At 66.4% G+C, this 21,295-nt stretch carries 16 protein-coding genes; 3 read left to right on the top strand and 13 right to left on the bottom strand.

The genetic code is table 11. The annotated features are described in order from the left end of the window. Window positions 1-18: 18 nt before the first annotated feature. The 6 genes from leuB to LCI23_RS01655 all read right to left on the bottom strand — a co-directional run bounded on the left by leuB (window position 19) and on the right by LCI23_RS01655 (window position 6,399). A complete protein-coding gene (leuB, locus tag LCI23_RS01630; RefSeq protein WP_224942900.1) occupies window positions 19-1,089 on the bottom strand; it encodes a 3-isopropylmalate dehydrogenase in 1,071 nt (356 codons plus the stop codon). Further along, the gene (gene leuD, locus LCI23_RS01635) at window positions 1,086-1,745 is read right to left on the bottom strand and encodes a 3-isopropylmalate dehydratase small subunit (RefSeq protein WP_224942901.1); all 660 of its coding nucleotides are present in this window, start codon (window positions 1,743-1,745) and stop codon (window positions 1,086-1,088) included. The genes leuB and leuD overlap by 4 nt, the downstream gene beginning before the upstream one ends. Window positions 1,746-1,761: 16 nt before the next feature. Next, the gene (locus LCI23_RS01640; protein WP_224942902.1) at window positions 1,762-1,884 is read right to left on the bottom strand and encodes an entericidin A/B family lipoprotein; all 123 of its coding nucleotides are present in this window, start codon (window positions 1,882-1,884) and stop codon (window positions 1,762-1,764) included. Between the two features lie 39 nt (window positions 1,885-1,923). Further along, entirely contained in the window at window positions 1,924-3,324 is a 1,401-nt protein-coding gene (gene leuC / locus LCI23_RS01645; RefSeq protein ID WP_224942903.1) for a 3-isopropylmalate dehydratase large subunit, read from the bottom strand. 355 nt (window positions 3,325-3,679) lie between these two features. After that, window positions 3,680-5,554, bottom strand: coding sequence for a chemotaxis protein CheA (locus LCI23_RS01650; RefSeq protein ID WP_224942904.1), 1,875 nt, complete (start codon window positions 5,552-5,554; stop codon window positions 3,680-3,682). After that, window positions 5,554-6,399 (bottom strand): protein phosphatase CheZ, encoded by an 846-nt coding sequence (locus LCI23_RS01655; protein ID WP_224942905.1) that lies wholly within the window; start codon window positions 6,397-6,399, stop codon window positions 5,554-5,556. Before LCI23_RS01655 ends, LCI23_RS01650 begins: the two co-directional genes overlap by 1 nt. Window positions 6,400-6,783: 384 nt before the next feature. On the opposite strand from LCI23_RS01655, the gene LCI23_RS01660 reads away from it, so the two are divergent. The 3 genes from LCI23_RS01660 to LCI23_RS01670 all read left to right on the top strand — a co-directional run bounded on the left by LCI23_RS01660 (window position 6,784) and on the right by LCI23_RS01670 (window position 9,213). Then, complete coding sequence (locus LCI23_RS01660) at window positions 6,784-7,290, top strand: universal stress protein (protein WP_224942909.1); 507 nt, start codon at window positions 6,784-6,786, stop codon at window positions 7,288-7,290. Between the two features lie 72 nt (window positions 7,291-7,362). Then, the gene (locus LCI23_RS01665; protein ID WP_224942912.1) at window positions 7,363-8,007 is read left to right on the top strand and encodes a response regulator transcription factor; all 645 of its coding nucleotides are present in this window, start codon (window positions 7,363-7,365) and stop codon (window positions 8,005-8,007) included. A 414-nt stretch (window positions 8,008-8,421) separates the two neighbouring features. After that, a complete protein-coding gene (locus LCI23_RS01670) occupies window positions 8,422-9,213 on the top strand; it encodes a Crp/Fnr family transcriptional regulator (protein WP_224942915.1) in 792 nt (263 codons plus the stop codon). A gap of 68 nt (window positions 9,214-9,281) precedes the next feature. Here LCI23_RS01670 and LCI23_RS01675 read toward each other — a convergent pair whose 3' ends face one another. From LCI23_RS01675 to LCI23_RS01705, 7 genes are all read right to left on the bottom strand, one after another. Further along, window positions 9,282-10,364 carry a glycine zipper 2TM domain-containing protein gene (locus tag LCI23_RS01675; protein WP_224942918.1) on the bottom strand — a complete coding sequence of 361 codons (1,083 nt, stop codon included), beginning with the start codon at window positions 10,362-10,364 and terminating at the stop codon, window positions 9,282-9,284. Window positions 10,365-10,459: 95 nt separating this feature from the next. Next, window positions 10,460-11,134: a ligase-associated DNA damage response endonuclease PdeM gene (gene pdeM / locus LCI23_RS01680; RefSeq protein ID WP_224942921.1), complete on the bottom strand. Its 675-nt coding sequence runs from the start codon at window positions 11,132-11,134 to the stop codon at window positions 10,460-10,462. After that, window positions 11,131-13,593: a ligase-associated DNA damage response DEXH box helicase gene (locus LCI23_RS01685; protein WP_224942924.1), complete on the bottom strand. Its 2,463-nt coding sequence runs from the start codon at window positions 13,591-13,593 to the stop codon at window positions 11,131-11,133. Before LCI23_RS01685 ends, pdeM begins: the two co-directional genes overlap by 4 nt. Continuing rightward, window positions 13,590-15,251, bottom strand: coding sequence for an ATP-dependent DNA ligase (locus LCI23_RS01690; RefSeq protein WP_224942928.1), 1,662 nt, complete (start codon window positions 15,249-15,251; stop codon window positions 13,590-13,592). Before LCI23_RS01690 ends, LCI23_RS01685 begins: the two co-directional genes overlap by 4 nt. Further along, the gene (locus LCI23_RS01695; RefSeq protein ID WP_224942931.1) at window positions 15,244-16,299 is read right to left on the bottom strand and encodes a ligase-associated DNA damage response exonuclease; all 1,056 of its coding nucleotides are present in this window, start codon (window positions 16,297-16,299) and stop codon (window positions 15,244-15,246) included. The genes LCI23_RS01690 and LCI23_RS01695 overlap by 8 nt, the downstream gene beginning before the upstream one ends. Window positions 16,300-16,315: 16 nt before the next feature. Then, window positions 16,316-18,040, bottom strand: coding sequence for an ATP-dependent DNA helicase RecQ (locus tag LCI23_RS01700; protein ID WP_224942934.1), 1,725 nt, complete (start codon window positions 18,038-18,040; stop codon window positions 16,316-16,318). A 378-nt stretch (window positions 18,041-18,418) separates the two neighbouring features. Then, window positions 18,419-21,247 (bottom strand): PAS domain S-box protein, encoded by a 2,829-nt coding sequence (locus LCI23_RS01705; RefSeq protein ID WP_224942943.1) that lies wholly within the window; start codon window positions 21,245-21,247, stop codon window positions 18,419-18,421. Between the last annotated feature and the right edge of the window lie 48 nt (window positions 21,248-21,295).

Below are 21,295 nucleotides of genomic sequence, written 5' to 3' on the forward strand. Positions count from 1 at the left end.
TTGAATCGGCTTAACGCATCAGCCCAGCGCCGCGACGACAGCGTCGCCCATGTCGCTGGTGCCGACCCGGCTTGTGCCCGGCTCGTGGATGTCGGGCGTGCGCAGGCCCTGGGCCAGCACGCGCTTGACGGCGTCCTCGATGCGTGTGGCCTGCCCGGCCAGGCCGAAGCTGTAGCGCAGCATCATCGCCGCCGACAGGATGGTCGCGAGCGGATTGGCCACGCCCTGGCCGGCGATGTCCGGCGCCGAGCCGTGCGAAGGCTCGTACAGGCCTTTGCCGGACGCATCCAGCGAGGCCGAGGGCAGCATGCCGATCGAGCCGGTCAGCATGGCGGCCGCATCCGACAGGATGTCGCCGAACATGTTGCCGGTGACGATGACGTCGAATTTCTTTGGCGCCCGCACCAGCTGCATGGCTGCGTTATCGACATACATGTGTTCGAGTTCGACGTCCGGGTAGTCGGCGTGCACCTCGGTGACGACGTCGCGCCAGAACTGGAAGGTTTCCAGCACGTTCGCCTTGTCCACGCTGGTCACGCGCCGCCCGCGCTTCCTGGCCGCCTGGAAGGCGACGTGGGCGATGCGGCGGATCTCGCCGTCGGCGTAGCGCATCGTGTCGAAGCCTTCGCGCTGGCCGGCGAAGGGCCCGTCCGGACAGGTGCGCACGCCGCGCGGCTTGCCGAAATAGATGTCGCCGGTGAGTTCGCGGATGATCAGGATGTCCAGCCCGGACACGACCTCGGGCTTGAGGGTGGACGCGCCGGCCAGCTCCGGATACAGGATGGCCGGGCGCAGGTTGGCGAACAGGCCAAGTTCGCGCCGCAGGCCGAGGATCGCCTGCTCCGGACGCAGCGCGCGCTCCAGCGTGTCGTAGCGGTAGTCGCCGACGGCGCCGAACAGCACCGCGTCGGCCTGGCGCGCCAGCTGCAGGGTGGCCTGCGGCAGCGGATGGCCATGGGCGGCATAGCCGGCCCCGCCCACCTCGGCGCGCTCCATCTCGAAGCCTTCGCCCAGGGCCTGCAGCACTTTCACCGCTTCGTCCATGATTTCGGGGCCGATGCCGTCGCCCGGCAGGATCGCGATCTTCATGCGCGCTCTCCGATCGTGTTGGCCAGCCAGGGCTGGGACGCCAGGTGGCGCGCTTCGAAAGCGCGGATCTCGTCGGCATGACGCAGGGTCAGGCCGATGTCGTCCAGGCCCTTGAGCAGGCAGTACTTGCGGAAGGCGTCGATCTCGAAACCGTAGGAAATGCTGCCGTCGCGGGTGCCGATGCGCTGCTGTTCCAGGTCGACCACCAGGCGAAAGCCCGGGTTCGCCGCCACCGTCCGGAACAGGCCGTCGACCTCGACTTCCGACAGCACGATCGGCAGCAGGCCGCTCTTGTAGCAGTTGTTGAAGAAGATGTCGGCGAAGCTGGGCGCGACGATGGCCTTGATGCCGAATTGCTGCAAGGCCCAGGGGGCGTGCTCGCGCGAGGAGCCGCAGCCGAAGTTCTTGCGCGCCAGCAGGATCGAAGCGTCCGCGTAGCGCGCCTGGTTCAGCACGAAGTCCGGGTTCAGCGGGCGGGTGCTGCAATCCTGGCCCGGCTCGCCGTGGTCCAGGTAGCGCCACTCGTCGAACAGATTGGGGCCGAAGCCGGTGCGGCGGATCGACTTCAGGAACTGCTTGGGAATGATGGCATCGGTATCGACATTGGCGCGGTCGAGCGGCGCCACCACGCCTTCGTGTACGGTGAACTTGTCCATGGTCGCGCCTTCCCGCTTACCTGCCGCCGGCGCTGGTGACCACCTGGCCGACCTTCTGCACGTCGCGGCCGATGCCGGAAATGGTGTTGCAGCCGCTCAGGACAATGGCGGCGAGGACGAATGCGAATGCTTTTTTCATGATGTTCCTAGTTCGGTACAACGGATTGCGTGGATCGGTTCAGAGGGCGCGCACGTCGACGAAGCGGCCGGCGATGCCCGCCGCCGCCGCCATCGCGGGCGAGACCAGGTGGGTGCGGCCGCCCTGGCCCTGGCGGCCCTCGAAGTTGCGGTTCGAGGTCGAGGCGCAGCGCTCGCCCGGTTCGAGGCGGTCGGCGTTCATGGCCAGGCACATCGAGCAGCCCGGCTCGCGCCATTCGAAACCTGCATCCCTGAAGATGCGGTCCAGGCCTTCGCGTTCGGCCTGCTCCTTCACCAGGCCGGAGCCCGGCACCACCATCGCCAGCTTGACGCTCGCCGCGCGCCGGCGGCCGCGCACCACTTCGGCGGCGGCGCGCAGGTCCTCGATGCGCGAATTGGTGCAGGAACCGATGAAGACCTTGTCGATCCGGATGTCTTCGATCGGGGTGTTCGGCGCCAGGTCCATGTAGGCCAGCGCCTTCTCGATGGCGTCGCGGCGCACGGCGTCGGGCTCCTGGCCGGGGTCGGGCACGCGGCCGTCCACCGGTATCACCATTTCGGGCGAGGTGCCCCAGGTGACCTGCGGGAGGATCTGTGCCGCGTCGAGTTGCACGACGGTGTCGAACACCGCGCCCTCGTCCGAATGCAGGGTGCGCCAGTAGGCGAGCGCCCCCTCCCATTGCCCGCCCTGGGGCGAGAACGGGCGGCCCTTGACATAGTCGATGGTGGTGTCGTCCACCGCCACCATGCCGGCGCGCGCGCCCGCTTCGATCGCCATGTTACAGACCGTCATCCGGCCTTCCATCGACAGCGCGCGAATCGCCGAGCCGCCGAACTCGATGGCGTAGCCGGTGCCGCCGGCGGTGCCGATCTTGCCGATCACGGCCAGCACGATGTCCTTGGCGGTAACGCCCGGCCCGAGTTCGCCGTCGACCTGCACCAGCATGGATTTCGACTTCTTGGCCAGCAGCGTCTGCGTGGCCAGCACGTGTTCGACTTCCGAGGTGCCGATGCCGTGCGCCAGGCAGCCGAAGGCGCCGTGGGTCGAAGTATGCGAGTCGCCGCAGACCACGGTCATGCCGGGCAGCGTGGCGCCCTGCTCCGGGCCGATCACGTGGACGATGCCCTGGCGCTTGTCGTTCATGTCGAAATAGGTCAGGCCGAAGCTTTTCGCGTTGGCGTCCAGGGTCTCGACCTGCAGGCGCGAGGTGGCGTCCAGGATGCCGTGGGCGCGGTCGGTGGTCGGCACGTTGTGGTCGGCCACGGCCAGGTTGGCGGAGGTGCGCCATAGCCCGCGCCCGGCCTCGCGCAGGCCCTCGAAGGCTTGCGGGCTGGTGACTTCGTGCACCAGGTGGCGATCAATGTAGAGGACCGTGGTGCCATCGGCGTCGGCACGCACGACATGGGAATCCCAGAGTTTGTCGTAGAGCGTTTTTTGCATGGTCTGTCCGGTGAGGGCGGCCCCGCGGCGATGCCGGGACGGGGTGGATTTTGATTATGCCATAATTGTGCAGTGCCGCACCAAGCCGGGGAGGCGCATTTTTCTGCCAATCAATCCGCCCTCATGCAAATTTTATTTGCATAGACAACTTACAGTGCAAATAAAAAAAGCCTGAGCAGGCTTGCCCAGGCTTTTGTATGCGCTTTTGTCACAGAGTGGCGCAACGGTCATATTGCGCGTTGCACCGTAGGGTGGGCGGCTTTGGCCGCCCACATGGTGATCGATGCGGGCTCCGCTCTCGGGCGCAATGATCTTGCTGCTGACTATCACCGCGTGGGCGGGAGACCCGCCCACCCTACGCCGCCAGGCGGACGTTCGAACGGCACCCGTCCATCAGGAAGGACAGGCCCACCACCAGCACCAGTTCGCCCTCGGCCGAACGCGCGGTACCGGTGATGCCTTCGACCGACAGCGCGGTCATCGGCTTGATCACCAGGTCGGCCGTGCCATCCACGGCCTCCACCGCCAGGATGTAGGGCTGGGGCGCGTTGACGACGATGCCGACCCGTTCCGAGCACGCTTCGTAGCCCAGCGCCAGCGCCAGCGAACGCACCGGCAGCGGGCGGCCCTGGTCCTTCAGCACCGGAGCGCCGCCCACGCACTGGAACTCTTCCGGCAGCTCGACCACGCGTTCGACCACGGCCATCGGCAGCGCCAGCGAGGCGCCCGAGGTCGAGACCAGCATGGTCGGCACGATCGACAGCTCGATCGGCAGTCGGATCGCGAAGCGGGTGCCCGCGCCCAGGGTCGATTCGATCCGGATCGCGCCGCGGTTCTTCTCGACCGCGGTCTTGACCACGTCCATGCCCACGCCGCGGCCCGACACCGAGGACGCCACTTCCTTGGTCGAGAAGCCCGGCAGGAACACCAGCTGGTAGGCATCGTCGTCGTTGGGGGCGCCGTTCTCGCCGATCAGGCCCTTGTCGATCGCCTTGCGGCGCAGCTTGACCGGATCCATGCCCTTGCCGTCGTCCTGCAGCACGATCATGACGCTGTTCGCTTCCTGCCAGGCTTTCAGCAGGATGAAGGCCTTGGCCGGCTTGCCGGCGGCGACGCGCTCTTCCGGCGACTCGACGCCGTGGTCGAGCGCGTTACGGAGCATGTGCACCAGCGGGTCGTACAGGCTGTCCACCACGACGCGGTCGACCTCGGTCTCGGCGCCTTCGATGGTCAGCTCGACGTCCTTGCCGAGGTCCTTGGCCAGCTCGCGCACCAGGCGCGGGAATTTCTGGAACAGGCGGCCCACCGGCTGCATGCGGGTCGCCAGCGTGGCGCGCTGCAGTTCGGCCGAGTAGCGCGAAGCGCGTTCCAGGGTCTCGGTGAGCGTGGCCATGAGCGCGGCGGCCGGCCCCTCGAACTTGAACTGCTGCAGGCGCTCGAGCAGCACGGCGGCCTGGTTGGCGGCCTGCACCGATTCGCCCGCCACTTCCAGCAGGGCGTCCAGCTTGACCGCATCGATGCGGATGCTTTCGTCCTTGGCCGGCGCGGCGGCGGCGCGCGCATCGGCCACCTTGTCGTTCTGGCGGCGGTCGATGCCATCCCAGCCGCCCTGTTTCGCCGCCGGCGTGGCTACGGCGGCCACCGGTGCCGCAGCCGGCGCGGCGCTTCCCGCCGTGGCGGGAGCCGCAGCTGCCGCGATCGCGGAAGCGGCAGGCACCACCGCGTTGTACATGCCGATCCAGTCCAGTTCGTCCCCGCCCACCGCCGGCGCAGCCGGCGCAACCGCGACCGCAGGGGCGGCCGCGACCGGGGCAGGCGCGGCGACCGGCGCCGGTGCGCTCGCGCCCTTGCCTTCGATCGCATCCTTCAGGATGCGCTCGAGCGCTTCCGGCATCGAGGCCAGGCCTTCCGGCGGCGTGCCGTTGTTCAGGTCGTTCAGCTGGTCCGCCACGAAGCCGGAGGCTTCGAGCGCCGCTTCGATCGCCAGCGGCGTCACCGGCGCGGCGCCGGTGCGCAGCGCATCGAACAGGTTCTCGGTGAGGTGGCAGGCGGCGACCAGTGCGGGCAGTCCCATGAAGCCCGCCCCACCCTTGATGGTGTGGAAGGAACGGAACACCGCGTTCAGCGTTTCCTTGTTGTCCGGATCGCGTTCGAGGCGCAGCAAATGTTCTTCAACATTCACCGCAAGGTCCATCGCCTCGACGACGAAGTCCTTGAGCATATCGTCCATTAGAACCCCAGATCGGCCAGAAGATCGTCAACGCTGTCCTGGTTCAGTGCCGTGTCCGGCACCGACGGGCCCTGCATCAGCGGCGCAGGTGCTGGCGGGGCTTCCTTCTTCGCCAGCTTTTCCTTCAGGTCGGCCGGCGCGTTGTCGCGCAGTAACTGGGCCAGTTCCGATTCGACGGTCTGGGTGATCTTGACCACTTTCTTGATCAGCTGGCCGGTAATGTCCTGGAAATCCTGGGCCATCATGATTTCGAGCAGGCGGGCCTTCTCGGCTTCCGTGGCTTCGTTGACGGTGGCGGCGAACTGGCGCGCGTCGCCAGCCAGGGCCTTGAACTCATCCAGGCTGAGCTTGCCCGAGAACAGGTCGGCCCAGCGGCTTTCCATGTCCTTGGCCTGCTTCGACAGCAGGTCCTGGGCCGGCATGCCTTCGTCCAGGGTATTCAGCACCTTGTTGGCGGCCTGCTCGGTGAGGGTAGCGACGTATTCCAGGCGGTCCTGGGCGTCGACGATGGCCGACGAGGCCTCGGTCAGCGCCTTGTCGTAGCCGAGTTCGCGCAGCGAATCGTGCAGCAGGCGCACGATGCCGCCGAGGCGCTCGTACATGCCGTGCTCGCCATCGCCGCCAGTGGCCGCCGCCGGCGCCGGCGCCGGATCGGCGGCGTCCGTAGTGGGCGCCGCTGCGGGCGCCGCGACGCTGGCTGCGGCCACCTGGTCGAACAGGGATTCGAGGTCGTCTTCGTCAGTCACGACGGCGACCGGCTCGGGCGCCGGGGCGGCGGGAGCGTTGGCGCGCTGCGCCGCCACTTCCTCGAATAGTGCGTCGAAATCGTCAGCGGCGTCGGTCATAATCCCTGCTTCTCCATGAATATATAAGTTCGCAATGCGCTCTTGCGTCGGTATTGGATGCGTCCATCCGGCCGCGCCCTGGCGCCGTCAAGGATGGTGAAAATCTGCATGGGAGTGTAGCAGTGTGGTTGCCGTAGGTAAATCTCAGAGACTGAGACACAACAAAATGGACAGCGAAACTTAATTCCGCGACAATTAAACAGCTGGGTTCCTGAATATTTACGCAAGCCAGGTGTTGTTTTTCGTAACGTATGCACTGTTGACATCGTTTCCTGCGACCCGGTTGCAGTTTCGAAAGTTTGACCGGGATCAATAGCTTGAGTTTTTGCAATGACGGCCGCGACCGCGACGTTCCAGAATGGCGTGGCCCTTGGAGGAATGACCATGTACCGCAAAATCCTGATCACCACCGATGGCTCGGCCGTCTCGCAACATACGGCCTGCGCCGGCGTCAAGTTTGCACAGCAGATGGGCGCAGAAGTACTGGCCCTGTTCGTCGCGCCCGACTACCAGTATCCGGTGTATGTGGAAATCATCCCGCCCTCCTACCCCAGCGAAGAGGAATACATCGCCCAGATGCGCCGCATGGGCGAGGAATACATGGGAAGGATCATGCGTTCCTGCGCCAATGCCGGCCTGCAGCATAGCTGCATGACCGCGTTTTCCGACAACGCCGCGCTGAAGATCGTCGAGGTCGCCGAGCAGGAAGGCTGCGACCTGATTTTCATGGGTTCGCACGGCCGCAGCGGCTGGGGCCAGCTGCTGCTGGGCAGCGTGACCAACAAGGTCCTGTCGCACACCAGCAAGCCGGTGCTGGTGCACCGCCTGATCAGCGAACCGTCGCCGGACAGCCACGACACGCCGCCAGCGCCGGGTGCCGTGCCCGGCTAAAGTGGGACGAATTGCCGGCAATCCTGTGTTAGCCTGCCCAAGCCCAGTCGCTGCCACCTGAAGGAAGGATCCATGATACGCATCGTAATTGCCGACGACCATACCATCATGCGCGAAGGCCTCAAGCGGATCCTGGACGGCGCCGCGGATATCGCCATCACGGGGGAAGCAACGAATGGCTTCGAAGTCCTGGCGCAGGTGCGGCAAGGGGGCTTCGACCTGCTGCTGCTCGATCTGTCGATGCCGGGCCGCAGCGGCGTCGACCTGATCCGCCAGGTGCGCAGCGAAGCGCCCAAGCTGGCGATCCTGATCCTGACCATGCACGAGGAAGAACAGTACGCGGTGCGCGCCATCCGCGCCGGTGCCGGGGGCTATCTCACCAAGGAAAGCGCCGGCACCCAGCTGGTGGGCGCGATCCGCAAGGTCGCTTCGGGACGGCCCTATATCAGTACCGAAGTGGCCGAGCAGCTGGCGCTAAACATCATGGCGCCGAGCGAGCAGCTGCTGCACAAGCAGTTGTCGGACCGGGAGTTCGAGGTCTTTTCCCACCTCGTCGGCGGCAGGTCGATTACCGAGATCGCGCACGGCCTGCACCTGTCGGTCAAGACCGTCAGCACCCACAAGACGCGCATCATGCAGAAGATGGGCATGAGCTCGCTTTCCGAAATGGTGCAATACGCCGTGGCGCACCGCCTGCTGTCACCCATGAACGCCTAGGTCAAACGAATTAGACAAAAAACCGCCGGTTTGGTGCCGACGGTTTTTTTTTGCGTTGCCTCCTCGCCACTCATCAACGCTTCCGCGCGCAGGTTCGCATGCCACTTCTCCTCTATAGGCTAGCGATCGACGTCAGAGCATTCCTACAAAGCGATCATCCGTCCTACATACATATTCAGCACTTGCTGATATCCGAGCCGGACTCGTGTTGGCATACTGAATTCAGCGTTTTGACTTGCTTGCGATCCAAGTCCCAGTGAGCCAGCCTGCGGCGGGGCCTTAGCCTCCACCGCGGTGCCTGCGGCTCCACCCCGTGGTCGCCGCCTGAAACCCAGTCTTTCACCGGAGATGAGCATGCAGTCCCAGCCAACGTCAGAACAACGCAACCTCACCCAGCCCACCCTGCATACCCCCATGGAAGCCGGTCGTCAGCGCCAGGGGCGCCTCTGGTCGAATCTGAAGGAAGTCTGCGACCTGCTGCGCATTCCCGCCAGCGTCTCGGTCACCTCCGAGGAACTCCTGTTCCAGCACGTGCAATTCAAGACCGGACAACGCGTGCACACCATCGGCCAGGCGTTCGACACCCTGTACATCGTGAATTCGGGTTTCCTGAAGACCGTGCTCATCGACGAATTCGGCAACGAGCAGGTGCTGAGCTTCCCCATGAAGGGCGACATGCTCGGCGTGGATGGCATCCATACCCGCCACTACGCGTCGGAAGCGGTGGCCCTGTCCGACTGCGACCTGATCCTGCTGCCGTTCAAGAAGCTCACCGCCCTCGGCCGCGTCCACGCCGAACTCGAGAACATGATGTACGGCGTCATGAGCCGCGAACTGGTGCGCGAGCAGACCATGATCGGCATGCTGGGCGCGCTGTCGGCCGAAGCACGCGTGGCGCGCTTCCTGGTCTCGCTGGCGGACCGCTTCGCCGCCATGGGTTATTCGAGCAAGCTGTTCAACCTGCGCATGACGCGCCACGAGATCGGCAGCTACCTGGGCCTGACCCTGGAAACCGTGAGCCGCACCTTGTCGGCCTTCAATGAAATCGGCCTTATCACCGTCGACCAGCGCACCATCGGCATCAAGGACGCCGACGCGCTCAAGACCCTGCGGCGCCTGCCCCCATCGCGCTCGCGCACCAAGGGCGCGCGCCAGAAGGCGGAAAGCGAACTGCCGGGCGACGACCAGGTCCTGGCGACGGCCTGAACGACCAGCCAGCAGCAAACGGCCGGCCTCCCGATGGGACGCCGGCCATTGCTTTGCCCCGCTGCGCCTTACTGGTCGCGCACGAGCACGCCCTTGTTGACGCGCACCCGGTCGCCCTGGCGGAAGCCCGGATCGTTCTCGTACTGCAGGGTCTGGAGTGCGCCACTGTTGGTATAGCGCACCACGACCTCGTAGCGCTGTTCGCGGTGCATGTTGCGCTCGATATTCCGGCCGGCGATACCGCCCGCCACCGCGCCGGCCACCGACGCCGCGGTACGGCCACTGCCACTGCCGACCTGGCTGCCGAGCAGGCCGCCGACCACGGCGCCGCCCACCGTGCCCAGGTAGCTGCCATTGCCCGACACCTCGATCACATTCACCGTTTCCACCACCGCGCAATTGCTGCAGTAGCGGGCCTGGCGTGGTGCCTCCATGCGCCCACCGCCCAGCAGCGGCCGGCCCAGCACCGAGGTGGTATAGCGGCCATTGGCGCGGATGGTGGCGGTGACGCGGCTGTCGGGCGCGATGCGGTCGGCGCCGCGGATCGTGTAGACGGCATCGTATTCGCCGGGACGCACTTCCGGCAGGAAGAACACGCCGCGCGCGCCCGCGATCGCGACCTCGACCCGGCCGCCCGGCGTGCCGAACACGGTGAAGCGCAGTTCGTTGCCCGGGCTCAGTTCCGGGCTGCCCTGCACTTCGAAGCGCTCGATGGCCGGCATCGAAGCCAGCTGGCCGCTGCGGCTGCGCGGCGCATTCGCCCGCAGCAGCGATTCGCGCAGCAGGCTGGTCGCCACCTGGTTGCCCAGGCGCAGGTTGGCGGTGACGCCGCTTTCCGGACGGATGCGGTCATGGGTGCCAATGATGTAGGTGCCGCTGTACTGGCCGGGCTCGACCTCGGTCAGGTTCAGGTTGCGCGTGGCGCCATCGATGCGCAGCGTGGCGCTGCCGCCCGGGGTGCCGTAGAGCTCGAAGTGCAGCTCGACGCCGGGCGTCAGGCGCCGCACTTCCTCGACGTTGAATCCATTGATGATGGGCGTGTAGACGCGGTTGCTCTGGTATGACTGCGCCTGGGCATGCGCGCCCATGGCGAGCGGGCCCAGCGCCAGCAGCGCGGCGCACACGGCTTGCAGCAGCTTGCGGAAATACATGGTCATTCCTCCCTGTCGACGATGTGATGGGAACACCTTGCTATCCGGGTGGAATGTACGCCCGCCCGTGCTGGGGGTCGGTACGCTAACGAACGCTAGCCTATGCCGTGGACGGCCTCGCCCGAACTGACGTAGATGCGTTCGCCCGGCGCGGGGCGGATCGCATGGCCGCCGGTGAACGCGCCGAAGGAAGGCAGGATCATGCGCTCGGGTCCGACCACGAAACAGGGCAGGCGCAAGGCGTCGAAGCGGGTCGCCAGCACGTACACCGGGTGGATGTGGCCGGCCAGCGCATAGCCCGCGGCTGCCCGGTCCAGCGCCAGGTCCGGATGGTGGCAGAAGGCGAAGGGGCCGAGCGTGTGCGGCTCGTCGACCAGGGCGATGCGCAGCAGCGCGGCCGGGTCGCCCGCATGGCGATCATGGTTGCCGCGCACCAGGGTCAGCGCCAGGTCGCGGCGCCGCTCGCGCCAGGCCAGCATCGCTGCCTGGGTGGCGCTGGCGTGCGCCGCGCGCGCATGCAGGAAGTCGCCCAGGAACACCACGTGGCGCGCGCCGTGCGCGTCCACCAGGGCGTCCAGCCCGGCCAGGTTCTCGCTGGTGGTCCCGCGTGGCACCGGCACCCCGAGGGCGCGGAAGGCGGCCGCCTTGCCGAAGTGGATGTCGGCGATCACCAGCATCTGTTCATGGGGCCAGTACAGGGCCTTCTCGGGCAGCAGCAGCACCCGCTCGCCCGCCACCTCGACCGCCAGCGCGCCCTGTGCGGCCGTCATGCCGCGGCCGCCTTTTCCAGTTCGCGCACCATGCGCGCCACGCGGTCGGACAGCTTCTCGGTGCTGACCTTTTCGCGGAAACGCTCCACCATCAGCGCGAAGCCGAAGGGCGTGGCGCGCCTCACCTCGCGCAGGACGATGCGGCGCCGGTGCAGTTCGTCCAGCGTCCCGCGCAGCCGGGTCAGTTCCAGCTCCTGCTCCAGCACCTCGCGCTGGGCCTGGGTGAGCAGCAGGTTGCCGCTGTCATGCTTGCGGAAGACTTCGAAGAACAGCGAGGACGAGGCCTGCAGTTGCCGGTTCGATTTCGGCTGGCCCGGATAGCCCTGGAACACCAGGCCGGCGATGCGCGCCACCTCGCGAAAGCGCTGTTGCGACAGCTGGGTCGCGTTCAGGCTGTCCAGCACGTCCTCGAGCAGGCAGCCGGTACCGAGGAGGGCGACATCGGCGCCGGTGGCGCCGGCGAACAGGCGCTCCCAGCCCACCGGCTCCGGCGTGAGCAGCTCGAACCCGTAGTCGTTGACCGCGATCGAGAAGGTCGCGGGCTGCATGCGCCCCAGCCGGTAGGCCAGCAGCGCGGCCAGGCCGGTATGCACCGAGCGGCCGCCGAACGGATACACGAACAGGTGGTGGCCTTCGCGGCTCTTCATGCTTTCGATGACCAGGGTCTCGTTGGTCGGCAGCGCCGACCAGCGGCACTGGATCTCGATCAGCGGGCGCAGCGCCTGCATTTCCGGGCCGTCGTAGATGCCCTGCGAGGCCAGGCGCAGTTCTTCCAGCGCCGCGTGCGCCAGCTCCGAGGACATCGGCATCTTGGCCCCGCCCCAGCGCGCGATGGCGCCGCGGCTGGCGTTCGCGCGCTTCACGAAGGCCGTCATCTCGTGCACCCGCACGAATTCCAGGATGCGCCCGCCGAACAGGAAATGGTCGCCCGGCTTCAGGCGCGCGATGAAGGATTCCTCGACGCTGCCGATGCGCCCTCCGCTCATGTACTTCACCGAGATGCTGGCATCGGACACGATGGTGCCGATGCCCATGCGGTGGCGGCGCCCGATGGCGGCGTCGGGCACGCGGTAGACGCCCTCCTCGTCCGGCAGCACGCGCCGGTATTCCGGGTACACGGTCAGGCTCTGGCCGCCGCGCGCGACGAAGTCGAGCGCCCACTGCCATTCTTCCTCGTCCAGGTGCCGGTAGGACCAGGCGCGCCTGACTTCCTGGTACAGTTCGCCGGAGCGGAACCCGCCGCCCAGCGCCACCGTCACCAGGTGCTGCACCAGCACGTCGAAGGGTTTGTTGGGCACGTAGCGGCCCTCGATGCGGCGCGCCGCCACCGCTTTCTTGGCGCCGGCGGCCTCCAGCAGTTCCAGGCTGTTGGTCGGCACCAGGGTCACGCGCGACACCCGTCCCGGTGCGTGGCCACTGCGTCCGGCGCGCTGCAGCAGGCGCGCGATGCCCTTGGCGCTGCCCACCTGCAGCACGCGCTCGACCGGCAGGAAGTCCACGCCCAGGTCCAGGCTGGCGGTGCAGATCACGGCCTTCAGCTCGCCCTTCTTCAAGCCCGCCTCGACCCATTCGCGCACCTCGCGGTCGAGCGAACCGTGGTGCAATGCGAGCACGCCCGCCCAGTCGGGGCGCGCATCGATGATGTTCTGGTACCAGATCTCGGACTGGGCCCGGGTGTTGGTGAAGACCAGGGTCGCAGCGTGTCCTTCGATCTCGCGGATCACCGGCTCCAGCATCTGCAGGCCCATGTGGCCGCCCCAGGGAAAGCGCGCCACGTTCTCCGGGATCAGGCAATCGACCTGGATCTTCTTGCGCAGGTCGCCCTCGACCAGCACGCCCTCGTCGCCGCCCAGCAGCACCTGGCGCGCCAGGTCGAGGTCGCCCATGGTGGCCGACACGCCCCACACCAGCAGCTCCGGACGCCAGTGGCGCAGCCTGGCCAGCGCCAGCTGCACCTGCACCCCGCGCTTGCTGCCCATCAGTTCGTGCCACTCGTCGATGACGATCATGTCCAGCTGCCGGAACTGCTCGGCCGCCTGCGCATGGCTCAGCATCAGCGACAGGCTCTCGGGCGTGGTCACCAGGGCGGCCGGCATCCTGCGCGTCTGGCGCGCGCGCTCGGCGCTGGACGTGTCGCCGGTGCGCGCGCCGACCTGCCATTCGGGCAGCAGCTGGGCGGTGCTCTCTTCCAGCGCGCGCATGGTGTCGGCCGCCAGCGCCCGCATCGGCGTGATCCACAGCACCCGCAGACCGCTTCCTGCGCGGCCGCCCTGCAGGCCGGCACGCTGCAGGGCCGCGAACCAGACGGCGAAGGTCTTGCCGGCGCCGGTGTTCGCATGCAGCAGGCCGGACTCACCCTGCAGCGCCGCCTTCCACACCGCGCGCTGGAAGGGAAAAGGCTTCCAGCCGCGCGCCGCGAACCAGGCGTCGACGCGCTCGGTGACGGGGTTTTTACTCATGCTTGGCCCATGCCTTCGCCATGGCCCGGCCCTGCCGCGGCCAGCAGGCCCTTCAGGGTGTCGAGGGTATCCGCGTCCTCGACCGGCTTGTCGTCGCGGCGCCGCAGGATGCGCGGGAAGCGCACCGCGATGCCGGCCTTGTGGCGGGTCGACAGGGCGATGCCCTCGAAGCCGATCTCGAACACCATGGTCGGCTTCACCGAGCGCACCGGCCCGAATTTCTCGATGGTGGTCTTGCGCACGGCATGGTCGACCTGCCGGATCTCGGCGTCGGTCAGGCCGGAATAGGCCTTGGCGAACGGCACCAGGCGGCGCTCCTCCGCTTCACCATCCCAGACCGCGAAGGTGTAGTCGGTGTACAGCGAGGCGCGCCGCCCGCTGCCGGCCTGGGCATAGATCAGCACCGCGTCCACCGTATACGGATCGATCTTCCACTTCCACCAGGTGCCGACATCCTTGGTGCGGCCCACCCCGTAGCGGGCGTCGCGCGCCTTGAGCATCATGCCCTCGACGCCGCGCGCGCGCGACTCGGCGCGCAGGACCGCGAGCGCGTCCCAGCTGTCGGACCGGATCACCGGCGCCAGACGCAGCTGCGGCGCCGCGATCGCCGCCAGTTCGGTCTCCAGCAGCGCGCGCCGTTCGTGCTGGGGCAGCGCACGCAGGTCGACGCCACCGAATTCGAGCAGGTCGTAGCAGCACAGCACGGCCGGCAGCTCGGCCAGCAGCTTCGGGCCGAGGGTCTTGCGCCCGATGCGCTTCTGCAGGTCGGCGAAGGGCGCCGGCGCCTCGCAGCCGGGCTGCCAGATCAGCACTTCGCCATCGAGCACCGTCCCTTCCGGAAGGCGCAGGTTGGCCAGTTCCGGGAAGCGTTCGGTGATCAGGTCTTCGCCGCGCGACCACAGGAAATTCTGGCCGCCGCGGCGCACCAGCTGGGCGCGGATGCCGTCGTACTTCCACTCCACCTGCCAGTCGTCGATCTCGCCCAATGCCGCCGGCTCGCCCTGCAGCTGGTGGGCCAGGAAGAAGGGATAGGGCTGGCCGCCGCGCAGCTGGTGCTCTTCGTCCGACTGGGCGGCGATCAGCTGCAGGAAGCTGGCGGCAGTCGGCCGCACCGAATTGTCGGTCCAGCCCATCAGGCGCTGCGCCACCAGCTTGCTGTCCACCGCGGCGATCGCCGCCAGCGCGCGCGTCACCAGCAGGCGCGAGACGCCGACCCGGAATCCGCCGCCGATCAGCTTGACGAACAGGAAGCGCTCGCGCCAGTCGAGTTCATCCCAGGCCGCGAACAGGGCTGCGCGGATGGTACCCGGGTCGGCGCCGCGCAAGGGACCGATCCTCTCCTCCATCCATTCGGCCAGGCCGACATCGCTGCGCCGGCTCGGCGGCGGCAGGATATGGGCGATGGTCTCGGCCATGTCGCCCACGGCGTGGTAGGACTCGTCGAACAGCCACTCGTCCAGGCCCGCGTATTCGATCGCGTACTGGCGCAGCAGCTTGGTGGGCACGGCCTGGCGCGGCTTGCCGCCGGCCAGGAAGTACACCGCCCAGGCCGCGTTCTCGGGCGCGGCCTGCGAGAAATAGGATTGCAGGGCGTCGAGCTTGCGGGTGGTGGACGTGGTGTCGTCGAGTTCGGCGTAAAGGCGGGCGAATTCACGCATCGGGCGCTCCTTCCGGCGCCGCCTCCCTGCCCGCTGCCGCCCCGGCCGGCGGCAGCGCCTCGTCCTCTTCCTCGTCGCCGTACTCGGTGTCGAAACCCTTGGCGTCCAGGCCGTTCTGGCACAGCCAGCGCACCATGGTCGGGATCGAACCGTGGGTGACGATCACCTGTTCGGCGCCGGTGGCCTGGATCGCGCTCATCAGCCCCGGCCAGTCGGCATGGTCGGACAGCACGAAACCGCGGTCCACGCCGCGCCGGCGGCGCGCCCCGCGCAGCAGCATCCAGCCGCTGGCGAAGGAATCGCTGTAGTCGCCGAAGCGCTTCATCCAGGGCGAGCCGCTGCTCGACGGCGGTGCGATCACGATGGCCCGGCGCAGCAGGGCCTTGTCGATCTCGCTGACCATGTGGGTTTCCGGCAGCGCGACGCCGCCCGCGCGGTAGACGCGGTTGAGCGGCTCCACCGCGCCGTGGCAGACGATCGGGCCGATCGATGGATCCAGGCGCGACAGGATACGCTGGGCCTTGCCGAAGGAATACGCGAACACCACGCTGCAGCGCCCCTCGTCCGCGTTGCGGCGCCACCAGGCGTTCATCTCGTCGATCACCTGCTGTTCCGGGTCCCAGCGGTAGATCGGCAGGCCGAAGGTCGATTCGGTGATGAAGGTGTCGCAGCGCACCGGCTCGAAAGGCGCGCAGGTTTTATCGGGTTCCACCTTGTAGTCGCCCGAGGCGACCCAGACTTCGCCGCCGCACTCCATGCGGATCTGGGCCGAACCAAGCACGTGGCCGGCCGGGTGCAGTGAAATGCGCACGCCGTTGTGGGTGACCGTCTCGCCGTATTCCAGGCCCTGTACGTGGATGTCGCCGAGGCGCGACTTCAGCACGCCGACGCCGGGCGCCGCTGCCAGGTAGTGGCCATGGCCGTAGCGCGCATGGTCGCCGTGGGCATGCGTGATCACGGCGCGGTCGACCGGGCGCCAGGGGTCGATGTAGAACCCGCCGGGCACGCAGTACAGGCCCTCCTTGCGAACGACGACCATGTCTCCCATGCGGTCCTTTCCCGGTTCAGTGCTGTGCGTCGGCCGGCGCGAGAAACTCGGCCAGGAAGGTGCGCGGCTCTTCCTGGTCCGCGAACGCCAGGGTCACCTGGTCGCCGGCGATGGCGACCACGGTCCCTTCCCCATATTTCGGCGACTTCGCGCGGCCGCCGACTTCGAACTGCGGACCACTCGGCGCAGGCACAGGGTCATGGGCGAACTCGTCGTCGCGGATGACGATGTCCTCCGTGAGCGTGAGCGCCGGCGGATTCAGGCAGTTGTCGCACTTGCAGCACTTCTCGAAGCCCTCGACCGTGTCGCCAAAATAGTCCAGCAACAACTTCCAGCGGCAAAAACCGCTGACGGCATAGCCTACCATCTGGTCAAGCGCTTCGCGATCCCGTTCGGCCTTCTGGACATAGACCTCGGCCAGTTCCGTGAACTGTCCCGGGTCAGGTTCCTTACTCGTCAACAAGAACTCGAGCTTGCGGTTCTGGCGCAGCAGCTTGCCGTCCTTGAGCAGCTTGAGGCAGACCTTCAGCTTGGCCTCGCCCGCCTCTTCCAGCGTCTCACCGAGGCGTTCGTAGATGACCGCGCCCTCCTGCGCCAGTTCGCGCACGGCGCCATACACGGTCTGCAGCTCGGCGGCGCTCGGATAGTGCTTCACCAGGAAGAATTGCTGGATGCGCTTGTCGTCCTGCAGGAAGAGCAGCGTGCAGTGCGCATCCAGACCGTCACGTCCGGCGCGGCCCGATTCCTGGTAGTAGGACTCGAGGTTGGCGGGAATCTGCAGGTGGATCACGAAGCGGGTGTCGCTCTTGTCGATCCCCATGCCGAAGGCATTGGTGGCCACCATCACGCGGCGTTCGCCGTTCATGAACATGTCCTGGTTCAGCTTGCGCTCGGCCGCCGGCAGTTTGCCGTGGTAGATCGTGACCGATTCGCCCGCCTCTTCCAGCACGGCCAGCATCTCCTCGGCCACCTTGACGGTGGCGGCGTAGACGATGCCGACGCCGTCGGTGTCCTGCACCAGCTTCAAGGCCTGCGCCAGCTTTTCCTGCGGATTGGTCACCTGCACCACGCCATAGTGCAGATTCGGCCGGTAGATGCCGGTGTTAATCACGTTCATCCTGGGGCGGCCCAACTGCTTGCGGATGTCGGCGATCACGTCCTCGGTGGCGGTCGCGGTCAGGGCCAGCACCGGCGGCTTGCCGAGCGCATCGATGGCGGCGGCGATGCCGATGTAGGCCGGGCGGAAGTCGTGCCCCCACTGCGAGATGCAGTGGGCTTCGTCGATCACCACGATGTCGAGCGTGACCCCCTTGAGCACCGCGATGAACTCGGGCGAGAGCAGGCGCTCCGGGGTACAGAACACGATCTCGCAGTCTTCGTTCGCAATCGCCTCGATGGCGGCCGCTTCTTCCTCGGCATTCAGGCTGCTGTTGACCTGGACCGAGCGGATGCCCAGCTCTTCGAGTTTCTCGAGCTGGTCCTTCATCAGCGAGATCAGGGGCGAGACCACGATGGTGATCCCGTCCAGCATCTTGGCGGGGATCTGGTAGCACAGCGATTTGCCGCCGCCGGTCGGCATGATCGCCAGCGTGTCCTTGCCGTCGAGGACGCTGTCGATGACCTGTTGCTGGCCTTCGCGCAGCTGCTCGATACCGAAAACGGAGCGCAGCAGGCGACGGATGGTGTTGCGGCGCACGGCCAGCAGGCCGCGGTGCAGGAGTTTGGGTTCGTGTCGGGTCATGATGGAAGCTACTCTATGCCTGCCCCATGCGCACAACTATAGGACGCCACCTACCAAACCCGTAGGAAGTCATCGATAACACGGCCTCGAACCGTCGTGACAATGTCACAAGGTTTATTCCTACAATTGGACGGAGTTTTTGCCGATGGCAAGCAATGAGGGCGATGCCTAAGATGACACCATCGCTACTACGCATTCAACCGATTAGGAGTCTCATCATGGCACGCCACCATCCAATGACCTGGACCGCAGTCCACCTGGCCCTGGCCAGCGCGGCCACCTGGCTGCTGCTCGAGACCGAAGCGCTGACCGGCGCCCTGTTGGTGGCGTTTCACTGACTGGTGCCCTGGCTACCCTGCTCGATGGAGCAGGAAGTGCTCAGGCGGTGACTGTCGCGGCCTGCAGCGCTGTCCGTAGCATATCCAGGGAATACGGCTTCGGCAGGATTTCCACACCGCTTTCTTCCATGAGCCCGCCAATGCCGCTTGCCATCAAGAATTGGAGGTGGGGGTAACGGGCTTTCGCGAGCTGGACCAGGTCATCGCCCTGGATACCTGGCAACTGGTGGTCAGTCATCAGGATCTGGATGTCGGGTGCGAGCTTTGCCAACGCTTCCTCCGCGCTAGCGACCGCCACTACCGCATATCCCAGGAACTCGACCATGTCGCGCGTATTGGCACGGATATCGGCGTCGTCTTCCACCAGCAATACCTTGACGCATGCAGATGCAGGCGACGAGATTTCGCAAGCGGCCTCGAGTGGCAACTGTGCCTGCGGGGCGACGTGCCGCTGCTTTTCGTTGGCCAAAACATGCCGGATCTTTCTGGCCAGACCCTCCGTGGTGTAAGGCTTCCCAATCAGCTCGACGCCGCGGTCGAGGCGGCCTCCGTGGACAATCGCATTCTCCGTATAGCCTGAAGTGAAGAGTACGGCAAGTGCTGGCAGGCGCTCTTTCGCCTTACGCGCAAGTTCCGGGCTGCGCAAGGGCCCCGGCATCACGACGTCGGTGAACAGCAGGTCGATGTGCACGCCGCTGTCGATGACGGTCAGCGCGGCGCTGGCATCATTGGCCTTGAGCACGCGGTATCCCAGCGTGGTCAGGATATCGACCGCCGTCGCCCGCACAGCATCGTCATCCTCGACCACCAGGACGGTTTCGCTGCCCCCCACCACCGGCTGCGTCTCCAGAGGGACATAGGCATCTTCTGCATCGAGCGAACGCGGCAGGTAAAGCTTGATGGTCGTGCCTTCGCCGATCTCGCTGTAGATCTTGATGTGCCCTCCGGACTGCTTGACCAGGCCATACACCATCGATAGTCCCAGGCCCGTGCCCTTTCCTTCCGCCTTGGTCGAAAAGAAGGGTTCGAAGGCCTGGCGCATGACTTCGGGTGTCATGCCGCTGCCCGTATCGGTGACGGCGATGACCACGTATTGCCCAGGAGAAACATCCGGATGGGTGGTGCAGTAAGCGGCATCGAGCAAGGCGTTGTTGACTTCGATCGTCAGCTTGCCGAGGCCGTCCATCGCATCGCGCGCGTTGATGGCCAGGTTGAGTATGGCGTTTTCCAGTTGCACGATGTCGACCGAGGTGCTCCAGAGGCCACCGGAGACTACCGATTCCATCTCGATTTCCTCGCCCAGGCTGCGGCGCAGCATGTCTTCGATGCCCGTGATCAGGCGACCGACCTTGATCACCTTTGGTTCAAGCGGCTGCTTGCGCGCGAAGGACAGCAGGGAGCTGGCCAGCTTGGCGCCGCGCTCGACGCTGGCCAGCGCATTCTCGGCCCTGCGGCGAACGGATGGCATGGCGTTCACCTCGGCCGCCATCAATTGCAGGTTACCGGAGATCACCTGCAGGAGATTGTTGAAGTCGTGGGCCACGCCGCCGGTCAGCTTCCCGATCGTTTCCATTTTCTGGGCTTGTTGCAGGGCCGCTTCGGTCTGCCGCATGGCCTCGGCATGTTGCAGCTCCGCGGTGATGTCCCTGCCGATCGCGTGGATGAAATGCGCATCGGGCACGGCCGTCCACGACAGTGTGCAATACGTGCCATCCACCCGGCGGTAGCGATTCTCGAAACGGAACACATGGGCGCCACTGCTCAGTGAGCTGACGCGCTCGATGGTAGCCTGCACATCGTCGGGATGGACGAAGTCGAGGAAGGACGTCCCGATGACGTCCTGCTCGCGCCAGCCCAGGGTGGACATGAATGCGGGGTTGACGGCCGTCAGGCTGGCATTGAAGTCGGCGATGAGCATGATGTCTTTCGACAGGCGCCAGATGCGGTCGCGCTCGGCAGTCCTGACCGAGACCTGTTCCTCCAGGGTTGCGTTGAGGCTGACGAGTGCCTGGGCGGTCGCCTTCTGCTCTTCGATATCGGTGTTACTTCCGATCCAGCGCACCACCTCGCCATGCTCGTTGCGCATCGGCACGCCCCGCACCAGGTGCCAGCGGTAGGCGCCGTCCTGGCGCCGGATGCGGAACTCCACTTCGTATTCGATCCCGGCCGCGATCGATGCGGACCAGCGCTCGACGACAGTCGGCAGGTCGTCCGGGTGGATGATGCTGGCCCAGGCATCGCCATCGAGTTCGCCTTCGCGGACGCCGGAATACGCATAGACGCGCTGGTTGAACCAGTCGAGCCGGCCATCGGCCGGCGCCGTCCATACGTGGTGCGGCATTGCCTGGGCAAAGGTGCGGAATTTGACCTCGCTCTCACGCAGTGCCGCTTCGGCCTTGATCTTCAGGCTGGTTTCGATAACGACCGCTAGCACGCCGACGATGCCGCCGTTCTCGTCGACGACCGGAGAATAGTCGAGGTTCATCCAGACCTGTTCCGGCGCGCCGCTTCGGTGCAGGGTGAGCTCCTGGTCAACATAACTGAGCGTTTCGCCACGCATGACGCACTTCATCACATTGTCGTTGAAGTCCGCCACTTCGGGCCACCCTTCCCGCACTTTCGAGCCGAGCAGCTGCGGATGACGTCCTCCGGCAAAGCCCGAGTACGCATCGTTATAGATCATGAAGCCATCCTCGCCCCACAAGGTCACGATGGGTACCGGCGAGCGAAGGATCGCGCCGACCGTGGTCTTGAGCACACCAGGCCAGCCATGAATCGGCCCCAGTGCGGTCCGGTCCCATGGATAGGCGCGAATCAGTTCTGCGGTCTTGCTACCGACGTTCATGAAGCCGAAAGGATCGAGTGGCATGTGCGACGCCCGGATGAGCCAAAGAGCACGATTTTACGCGGACACGTG

This window comes from Massilia sp. MS-15 (assembly GCF_020176695.1).
In the GTDB taxonomy this organism is placed as follows: domain Bacteria; phylum Pseudomonadota; class Gammaproteobacteria; order Burkholderiales; family Burkholderiaceae_D; genus Telluria; species Telluria hydrophila.